This window comes from Parabacteroides sp. AF21-43 (assembly GCF_003635435.1).
GTDB classification, from domain to species: Bacteria; Bacteroidota; Bacteroidia; order Bacteroidales; family Tannerellaceae; genus Parabacteroides; species Parabacteroides distasonis.
The window spans coordinates 1-8,921 of the sequence record NZ_QTMG01000052.1; the positions used below are offsets into that span (position 1 = coordinate 1).

Genomic DNA, 8,921 nt, shown 5'->3' on the forward strand with positions numbered 1-8,921 from the left:
AAAGAAGGTATTTCAATCAAAAAGATACCTTTCACGCCAAACTCGAAGCACAGGATCTCAATCCACCGCCCACTCTTTCATCTCATACATATCCTTATATTCTTCCCAATCCGGATCCATCTCGGTATAAATAGAGATGGGCAGTAACTCGAAAGGAGCCAAGGCCTCATTCAAGCGTTCGCCGAATACACGCACGGTACGTGTGTAAAACACCCAGACCTTCTCTCCTCCTCCGGTATAGACACCCGTTAGGATAGCCAGCTTGTCTTTCTTTTCCATCGCCTTACGAAGCGCTTCCTCCACGACCTCCATTTTCTCGCCAAGGTCATCGCAAGGAAGGCCTCTCCCATCTCCCTCGTATTTCCAAGTGATCTCGACACGTTCCTTGAACTTACCGGATTCGGTAAACTCATTCAACTCGTCCCGCCCGTAAACGGTAATCATTTGCCCTGACTCGTTTTCCGAGAGAGCCGTAAACCATACATCGCTTAATCTCATATTTATATTTTCTATTTATCTATAAGTATTCCTTACTGACTTTACCGGGTAAAAATACGACAAAAAAGGCTGCGTCCGGTGAAGATACAGCCTTTTTATATTTCTCGACGGAAATTTATTATCTCTTTCCTAATCTATGATCCATAATGGCGTAATGGCATTCCCCATAATTCTTCAATTGATCCACGATCTCTTTAGCCGTAGATTCTTCCTCTACTTGCTCGCGTACGAACCAGAACAAGAAATCACGGGAAGCATGATCCTTATCAGCCTCGGCGATATCAACCAATTTGTCGATCAACTCTGATACATAGCACTCGTGTTTGTAAACATGCTCGAATACCTCCAACGGATTTCCCCAGCCTGTCGGAACCACGTTGATCTGGCCGATCGTAATATCGCCGCCACGATCCAAGGCGTAATCGATCAACTTATGAGCATGCTCCAATTCCTCAGCCGCTTGTTTCTTCATCCAATGGGCGAAACCGTTCAACCCTGCTTTCTGGAAATACACGGACATTGACAAATACAAATTCGAAGACCACATCTCCGCATTCACTTGGGCATTGATTGCCTCTGATAAATTTCTACTTAAGATCATAATTTTATCATTGTTTAAAAATGTTGAAGTATTATCCGTTCACGAAATTTCACTATGCAAATATAAATAAAAGTAGGATTCCTTATCTCATTTCCGCCCTTAGATATTGGCTACTTTCGAAAATTTTTCTAACTTACGCCCTTATTTGATAAACATCATGCAATACACCGACAAATATCGATCTCCCTTAGGAGAAATAACCCTAGCTAGCGATGGCGACCACCTGACAGGATTATGGTTCGACGGGCAAAAATATTTTGCCACCACTTTATCGGCGGAACATCAAGAAAGAGAACTGCCGATATTCGAGCAAGCCAAAGAGTGGCTGGATAGCTATTTCATGGGTAAGATTCCCAGCTTCACCCCTCCTATCCATCTGGAGGATACGCCTTTCCGACTTGCGGTATGGGACTTATTGAGCAAAATACCTTATGGCGAAGTCGTAACCTACAAGGAGCTCGCCGGGGAAATCGCCCGGCAAAAAGGTATCCCGAGCATGTCTACACAAGCGATCGGAGGAGCGGTAGGCCATAACCCGATCAGTATCATCATCCCCTGCCACCGTGTCGTAGGCAGCGATGGCAGCTTAACCGGATACGCAGGAGGTATCGACAAAAAAAGGAGCCTGCTTACAATCGAACGGGCCCCAAAAGTATCGTAAAGAGACTTTACCTTGCAAATCCTTGTGGACAAACATAGAATGTAACTATCCCATTAACGTTATCTCCTTCACCTCATGGTCCTCAATATCAGCATATAGGAAGTGGCCGGCGAAAGTGTCTTCCGTGTCTTGGAAAAAAAGCTCCAGTTCGTAATGGATGGAGCCGTCTTCTTTCTCCTTGGTCTCTATATGAACAGATTGCAATTCTACCTGGGAGGCAAACTCCTCTCTGGACAATGCCGGAAGTTCACAATCTTCCCGCCATGCGTTTGCTGTCGGGAGCAATTCGTCGGCCATGCGCAATTGCCATATCGCTTCCCCTTCTTCTTCCAGCTTATTCATATAGCCACTAATAGCTTTCAGATGTTTCCGGATAAGGGATTCGTGCGGACAACGGGGCTCCAGGTTTTTACCGCATTGCTTCCGGATAAGTTTGATGGCCTCATTCAAACATTCAATCTTAGTACCGGTAGAGACCGAGGGCATTTCCCAAAGTCGCTCGTATAACTCCAATCGTTTTTCAAACGAGTGAAGGACAGACCTTGCTCCAATCTTTATATCAAGATAAGCATCATAGGCTTTAGACTCTTCCTTAGTCATATCTCGCTCAACGCCGTTTAGCTTATTCTGACCCTCATCCATGCGAGTAATGATGTCATTGGTAAATTTCACTAATTGACGTACCTGCTTGGGTGTTTTTATTTTGTTTTTCTTCGCATTTTTCTCTACGCTTTGCGCAAAGAATTGAATAGTGGCCATTGTAATTGAAATATTCGTATCCGCACGCATCAAATCATCCGGCAGTTGGACATTACGCACAAGGTCATATAATTCAATTTTATAAGGAATGAGCTGACTGATTTTTTCTTCAACGGGCAAATCCGGGTTGCTCCATATCTTGGTGTAGTCTTGAATGATTACCTTAATCCTCTCGGCGTTCATGTAATCCAAATAGCGTTGCTCTAACGCCTCGTCCACCTTAGGCGGCAGGAGTTTTTTGAGAGCTTTTATCTTCTTTTTGAGTTCGTCTACGTAGGCTTGCTGTTCCGGGGGAAGCAGCTCATTCTTACCTTTTGCCGATTTCTCTTCAATGATAGGTAATTTCTCGGTCGGTGTCTCCAAGGGAGCGATGGAGATGCATAGGTCTACCTCCCTCCCCCAAATCGTCGCTTTATACTCTTCGGGTGTTTGATAGCCACGAAACCATGTCTGGAGTGTACTAAGCCAAAACTCCGTATGCATTTCCAAGGTCATTTTGGAAAGATGGGCGATCTTATCTGTCAGATGAAATTCCCAACTATTTTCATCCGTTTGTTCCTTTCTCATAAATATGAATAATTATTATACTCAAACAGATAACATAACCGCCATTGAGTCAACAAGATTTTCCTCATAATCAACAACTCCGATATGTCTTTATTCAAGCTCATTCTTTCTCTTTTTCCATAACTGATAACTGTTAAACAGATTTTGCCAGATATTATACATACAGCATAATATAACTCTGATTATCAAAGCAAAAGCCCACCTATTACTAATAGTGGGTAACAAAATAGTAACAAAAAAAACGAAGAAATCGCTTTGCGGTGGGCTTCATGTGCAAAGGTAACAAAAGCTCTCTAACCATAAAAGCAAAACTGGCGAAAAGAAGAATACTGTTTTTCTTTTCGCCAGCATATATAATTTGCTGTCAATAGAAATTAGTTTAGTCCGTTTTGGATATATAGACAAAAACACAAACTAAACTTGTGTTTATAATAACTTTTTCAACTTATCTATGACATATCTTCCAATGCAGAGAACTTTGAATGATTTAGGCAACAGATATTTGGATGTTTTAATTAGAATGTCCCTTTTTTACACCTAATATCTATCTAAGAAATCTTACTTTTGTTTGATAATTAAAACAGAATGGAGAAAATTCAAGTAATACAACCTACCAAATTGCTCGCTCCTTATATAAAGCAATATTGGTTTTTAAGGATAGATGATGTAAAGCAAGGCTTTCAACGTTCTATCCCGGCAGGTTGTGTAGCACTTGTTTTTCATAAAGGGAACAAAATTATTTCTTCTTTTCATAAGGGAACGCAGCCACATTACAAATAGGGTAAATTTCAATAATGGATTGTTTTGATGAAAAAAACTCTTCAATATTTAGACTTACTGACATAGGGCTGTCATAGAAGACGCTATCTTTGTATCAAAAAGTATTCAACTTAATATTATAGAATATGAAAAGATTATTTTTATGCTCATCATTTGCTGATGTTGCTAATCTATTTGTCGATTGTGCCAAAGAAGATTTGCAAGGGAAAATTATAGCTTTTATACCAACTGCAAGCCTTACAGAACCAATACGATTCTATGTAAAAAAGGGGAAAAAGGCTTTAGAAGAAGCAGGAATGATTGTTGAAGAAGTCGAGATTACCCAACTGCCCAAAGAGGAAATATCTTCTATATTACATAAATGCGATTATATCTACATAACAGGTGGAAATACATTTTTCCTTTTGCAAGAGTTAAAAAGAAAAGGTGTTGATAAAATTATATCTAAACAAGTGAAATTGGGTAAACTGTATATTGGGGAATCTGCCGGAGCAATAATAGCCTCTCCCGATGCAGAATATATGAGAAGTGTGAATTTTGATCCAATAGAAAAGGCTCCTGAATTGAAAGACTGTACTTCTTTAGATTTGGTCGATTTTTATACGATTCCCCATTATGGAAATTTTCCATTCAAGAAAAAAGGTGAAAAGATAGTTCAACTATATAATGAGAAGTTGCAGCTTATTCCTATAAGTAATAAACAAGCTGTTATTATTGAAGATTCAAATATTCAAATTAAAGATGCAAAATGAATAGAATAGACCGTATTTCTGCTATATTGATTCAGTTACAATCGCACTCGTTAGTGAAAGCACAGCAAATTTCAGAACGTTTTAATATAAGCATTCGCACTGTATATCGAGATATAAGAACATTGGAAGAGGCAGGCATTCCTATCATAGGAAATCCCGGTATTGGTTATTCACTTGCAGAAGGATTCAAATTATCTCCTCTAATGTTTACTCAAAAAGAGGCTTTGTCCTTTTTGATTGCAGAGAAATTAGTACATGAACTAACTGATTCAAATAGCAACGAACATTATAAGTCTGGAATAGAAAAGATTAGGTCTGTCATGCGTTTTGCAGACAAAAATATGTTAGAAACAATGGAAAAGTGCATGTCTGTATTGGATACTTATAAATCATCTACCTATAAACCTGATATTCTTTTACTTATTTTACAAAGTATATACCAAAAAAGAATTATTGAAATATCTTATTTGGGAAGTAATGCGTTAAGTGTTTCAGAACGAAAGATTGAAGCTGTTGGAATTTTCTTTTCGAGAACTAACTGGTATCTAATAGGCTTTTATCTTCCCAAAGAAATCTATCTTACATTTCGGATAGATAGAATTCAAAAAATGCACATTCTTAATGAATTACAATCACGGGAGCATCCTCCTTTGGAAAAATTCATACGCGAGTTTTATGATAAAGAAAAATTACATGAAATCGTTATAAGAATAGAAAAGAATAAAACCTCCATAATGAATGATGATAAATATTATTACGGATTAACATCTGAGAAAGAGATAGGGGATATGTTTGAACTTCATTTTCTAACATTTTCAATCAGTAAGTTTGCACATTGGTATCTGTCTTTTGCAGATAGTGCAACTATAATAAGACCAGATTCTTTAAAATATGAAGTTAAAAATATTATCAATAACATTTCTATTTGATTGCTGTCAAATAGTATTTTTAATCGACTCAATGAAAAAAATATTCGACCAAAGATTTTTCCGCTTATTGTCGGAATGCTCACAACGTAAAGTGTCTGCATCTGAATTTGCAGAAGCTATCGAAGAATTGGCGACCCATGTAGCCAATTTTAGTATCAATGAGCAGGATTACAACGTTTTACTACGTTATTTTTCCTTTGGTTTGCACCGTCTTAAATCGTATCGTGTACGGTTTGAGCAAGAAAAAAATGCCCCATCTGCATCTAATTGATGAAGCGATAGGACTTTTGAACACTGAAATACGCCTTATCGAGTGGCGCATCAAATACCCGGAACAGCTACAGCAACGTATCAACAAACAGCCCCTTTCCCCTCTCTATCTCGCAGACAAGACAACCCTTATCAACATCATGGAAATGGTAAGCGGTCTGTTCCTCTCCAAAAACATCGTGTATCAGAACGGCAAGCCCGCCTACTTGGTGGACTTGGTGAAAGCCTTTGAATGGCTGTTCAACATCAAGATAGGCGACTGTTACCAAAAACATGAGGACGTGATAAAACGAAAGCCGGGCAAACTGACCGGGTTTCTTAATGGATTGGTAGAACTTATCAAAAAGGAACATGACAAGAAAGGATATAGATAATCAGTGACTTATGATTTATTTATAGGGGATTCCATTAGTTCCCCCGTAATTTCTTTGCGCCTATTTTCTGAACTTTGCTTCATCAATTGATTGACAGACAAGAATGTATAATCAGAAAAATGAAGCAATCATGTATATAGACAATGACGATTTCAGCGTATGGATGCAGAAGCTGTACGCCAAGCTGGAAGAACTCTGCAAGGATGTACGGGTACTACGCAATGCGGACAAGGTACTACCCGAAGATGACAACCTATTGGATAATCAAGACTTGTGTTTATTATTCAAAGTAAGTATCAAAACTCTGCAACGCTACCGGGCTATCGGTGCGCTGCCTTACTTCACTATCAGCGGAAAAGTGTATTACAAGGCTTCCGATATCCGGGAGTTTATTAAAGAACGGTTCAGCGTCACCACGCTACGCCAGTTCGAGAAAGAACACTGTACGAAGAAAAAGAAGTGAATCTGAAAAGCCGGAACGGTGAATGTACTTCATCTGTTCCGACTTTCCCCGTTTATGGCTTACCCAACTTATCGGCTTCTTTCTTTAGCTGTTCGGCTTGCTCATTCAACAGCCTTGCACGTTCCAGTGCTTCCGCCTGCTTTTGGATGCGATATTCAAAATCCATCACTGAATCGGTCAAACTTCGGATAAAACCGTTATCCCGTTGCCACTTGAACTTGTTTTCCAGCATATCAAAAGTTTCCCCGTCTGCCTGTCCTTGCATCAGCAAATAGCGGTATTTCATATCGTTGTCCTGCAACTGCTGCATACGTTCAGCCAAACGGACATTCAAGAATATGGAAACGGAACAGACGACCAGCACTGCCGAAAAAACAAACAATCCCGGACGAATCCAAGAAGCGACCTTGTTGTAAATCCGTTGATAGAACGGTAAGGGCGTAGCTTCCTCTTTATCCGTCTTGCAAGAGCCCAAAGTATCAATCATTACCTTGAAACAACGGTAGGTTTCCAATGTTATTTTCTTGGTGTCCTCTATGTTCTTCTGCTGACCTTGCATCCTGCTCCTTATGTCGTCAAGTTGGCTTTGAATAACCCGCAACTTTTCTTCGGGAACAGCCGAATTACTGTGCAGTTCCGACAACGCTTGTTCGATTGCTCCCAGCCGTTCGAGAGTTTCCTCCCGACTGGCTGGCGTTGCCTGTGCTTCCTGCTTCTCTTTCAGTTCCGTAACCATAGAGAGAAGCCCCTCTAAAATCAAATTATCTTCCATGTCTTTACTGTTTAAGTTGTTTTTTCTTTTTCTTCTTCTTTCTCAAATTAAAATTAGGTTCTTCATCCACTGGGGGAGAAGAAGCAGAAAACAGACCGAGTGAACCTGTTATCAACGGACTGTCAGCCTTGTCCGGTGCAGGTGCTTGTTCCCGAACGGGTGCGAAAGTTGTTTGCCGTTGGCTTTCGGCAACATTCATTCCTGCATCCCCGAAACATTTATCCAGTTTGGAAAAACTGAAACTGCGGTCTATCTCCGACCCCTTGAACGTGTATTCGCCTTTGGAAAAGGATATGCCCTGTATCTCGTCAGTCTGTCCCTTTCGTTTGAACTGGATAGTGATACCCTTTTCCGCTAACCTGTGCTGCAACTGCTGCCAGTTACGGGATTTGCCGATTTCATTTTTCACAGCCGTGTAAATCTCGTATTTTGATTTGTCCGGCTCTTTCAATCGGTGCTGCTTCACCTGCTCTTTTCCCTCGGCGAAATAAAGCCCGTGTTTGGCTTTCAGCTTCTTGCATACCTGTTCGTTACGATACATGTCGTTCCTGTCCGAAATGGTCTTGCCGTTATTGTCTATGCGGTTGAACACGATATGCACATGTGGGTGTTCCCGGTCTTGATGGCGCACGATGATATACTGCGTATCGGTGATTTTCATTTCACGCATATACTCCTGCGCAAGCTGTACCATCTTCCCATCTGTCAATTTGGGCGCATCCACTGCCGAATAACTCAACGCAATATGTCCGACAGGCTTTTTCAAGTCGGGATTCATCCCGGTCTGCATACAGAAGCTGTGGATTATATCTCCCCGGCTTTCAGTCAGAACCCCGTCCGCATGAAGCAAAACCGCCTGCTCCTTGCCAAGCACATAGTTCACACAGCCCTTAAACCCGCTTCCCTTTTTTATTTTTCCAATCATCTGACAAATGGTTTATGATTTCAATAATCCGGTTTTTGAGCTTCACCAGTTCCACCGCCACCAGTGCGAAACCTCCGGCATTCGCCCGGTGCGCCAACTGGTTGATGTTGTTGGCTTCCCCTGCCAGTTTGCGGATGGTGTCCGCATCCTGCCTGTTCAGCCGGGGTATGACCTCTACCGAAACAACCGCCTGCCTTACATACTCACTGACACGTAACCCAGCTTCCCCGGCTCGCTTTCTGATGGCGTAATACTGCAACTCGGTCAGTTTCGTACTGACAACCCGTTGCTGCTTCTCTATCCGTTTCTTTGCCGGACGTCCCCCCGGCTTATCCTTTATATTCGTCATAGGTTTTTACATTTAAATGGTATCTTAAAAATTGCGACCAACGGGAGAAATTTTCTTTGCGGTGAGCAAAGCAAGGTAGTTTCGGTTTACCGAAACATAACCTTGCTCTCCAAATAAACCGCCAGCCGTTGGTAGTCCTGCCGGATTAAATGCCCCTGCCTCTCTTTTGTCTTGGGGCGGCACGTTGTCCGGTTTCCTGCTTCGTTTCCTGCACTTGGCTG

The 8,921-nt window shown here is 41.2% G+C and carries 13 protein-coding genes and 1 pseudogene; 7 read left to right on the forward strand and 7 right to left on the reverse strand.

Annotated elements, in window-relative coordinates:
* Positions 1-57: 57 nt before the first annotated feature.
* Positions 58-498, reverse strand: coding sequence for a DUF695 domain-containing protein (locus tag DWX84_RS20975; protein WP_048928029.1), 441 nt, complete (start codon positions 496-498; stop codon positions 58-60).
* Between the two features lie 118 nt (positions 499-616).
* Positions 617-1,099 carry a ferritin gene (locus DWX84_RS20980; protein ID WP_044545844.1) on the reverse strand — a complete coding sequence of 161 codons (483 nt, stop codon included), beginning with the start codon at positions 1,097-1,099 and terminating at the stop codon, positions 617-619.
* A 157-nt stretch (positions 1,100-1,256) separates the two neighbouring features.
* On the opposite strand from DWX84_RS20980, the gene DWX84_RS20985 reads away from it, so the two are divergent.
* The gene (locus DWX84_RS20985; RefSeq protein WP_048928115.1) at positions 1,257-1,760 is read left to right on the forward strand and encodes a methylated-DNA--[protein]-cysteine S-methyltransferase; all 504 of its coding nucleotides are present in this window, start codon (positions 1,257-1,259) and stop codon (positions 1,758-1,760) included.
* A gap of 45 nt (positions 1,761-1,805) precedes the next feature.
* Here DWX84_RS20985 and DWX84_RS20990 read toward each other — a convergent pair whose 3' ends face one another.
* Positions 1,806-3,086, reverse strand: coding sequence for a DUF2262 domain-containing protein (locus tag DWX84_RS20990; protein ID WP_121961270.1), 1,281 nt, complete (start codon positions 3,084-3,086; stop codon positions 1,806-1,808).
* 585 nt (positions 3,087-3,671) lie between these two features.
* On the opposite strand from DWX84_RS20990, the gene DWX84_RS22295 reads away from it, so the two are divergent.
* The 6 genes from DWX84_RS22295 to DWX84_RS21020 all read left to right on the forward strand — a co-directional run bounded on the left by DWX84_RS22295 (position 3,672) and on the right by DWX84_RS21020 (position 6,654).
* Positions 3,672-3,866, forward strand: coding sequence for a DUF6597 domain-containing transcriptional factor (locus tag DWX84_RS22295; RefSeq protein ID WP_049702064.1), 195 nt, complete (start codon positions 3,672-3,674; stop codon positions 3,864-3,866).
* Between the two features lie 125 nt (positions 3,867-3,991).
* On the forward strand, positions 3,992-4,618 hold the full coding sequence (locus DWX84_RS21000) for a Type 1 glutamine amidotransferase-like domain-containing protein (RefSeq protein ID WP_004315354.1): 627 nt from the start codon (positions 3,992-3,994) through the stop codon (positions 4,616-4,618).
* Complete coding sequence (locus DWX84_RS21005; protein WP_004315355.1) at positions 4,615-5,547, forward strand: YafY family protein; 933 nt, start codon at positions 4,615-4,617, stop codon at positions 5,545-5,547. Before DWX84_RS21000 ends, DWX84_RS21005 begins: the two co-directional genes overlap by 4 nt.
* Positions 5,548-5,578: 31 nt before the next feature.
* Positions 5,579-5,818 carry a hypothetical protein gene (locus tag DWX84_RS21010; RefSeq protein ID WP_004315356.1) on the forward strand — a complete coding sequence of 80 codons (240 nt, stop codon included), beginning with the start codon at positions 5,579-5,581 and terminating at the stop codon, positions 5,816-5,818.
* Complete coding sequence (locus tag DWX84_RS21015) at positions 5,772-6,191, forward strand: RteC domain-containing protein (RefSeq protein ID WP_049702063.1); 420 nt, start codon at positions 5,772-5,774, stop codon at positions 6,189-6,191. Before DWX84_RS21010 ends, DWX84_RS21015 begins: the two co-directional genes overlap by 47 nt.
* A 130-nt stretch (positions 6,192-6,321) precedes the next feature.
* The gene (locus DWX84_RS21020; protein ID WP_049702062.1) at positions 6,322-6,654 is read left to right on the forward strand and encodes a helix-turn-helix domain-containing protein; all 333 of its coding nucleotides are present in this window, start codon (positions 6,322-6,324) and stop codon (positions 6,652-6,654) included.
* Between the two features lie 52 nt (positions 6,655-6,706).
* Here the strand turns inward: DWX84_RS21020 and DWX84_RS21025 are convergent, their stop codons facing one another.
* The 4 genes and pseudogenes from DWX84_RS21025 to DWX84_RS21040 form a co-directional block, all read right to left on the reverse strand.
* Positions 6,707-7,426, reverse strand: a complete 720-nt coding sequence (locus tag DWX84_RS21025) for a hypothetical protein (RefSeq protein WP_004315359.1) — start codon at positions 7,424-7,426, stop codon at positions 6,707-6,709.
* Between the two features lie 4 nt (positions 7,427-7,430).
* The gene (locus tag DWX84_RS21030; protein ID WP_049702061.1) at positions 7,431-8,351 is read right to left on the reverse strand and encodes a relaxase/mobilization nuclease domain-containing protein; all 921 of its coding nucleotides are present in this window, start codon (positions 8,349-8,351) and stop codon (positions 7,431-7,433) included.
* The gene (locus tag DWX84_RS21035) at positions 8,317-8,700 is read right to left on the reverse strand and encodes a MobC family plasmid mobilization relaxosome protein (RefSeq protein ID WP_049702060.1); all 384 of its coding nucleotides are present in this window, start codon (positions 8,698-8,700) and stop codon (positions 8,317-8,319) included. Before DWX84_RS21035 ends, DWX84_RS21030 begins: the two co-directional genes overlap by 35 nt.
* Positions 8,701-8,845: 145 nt before the next feature.
* Positions 8,846-8,921, reverse strand: a pseudogene (locus tag DWX84_RS21040) (DNA primase); the annotation flags it as partial.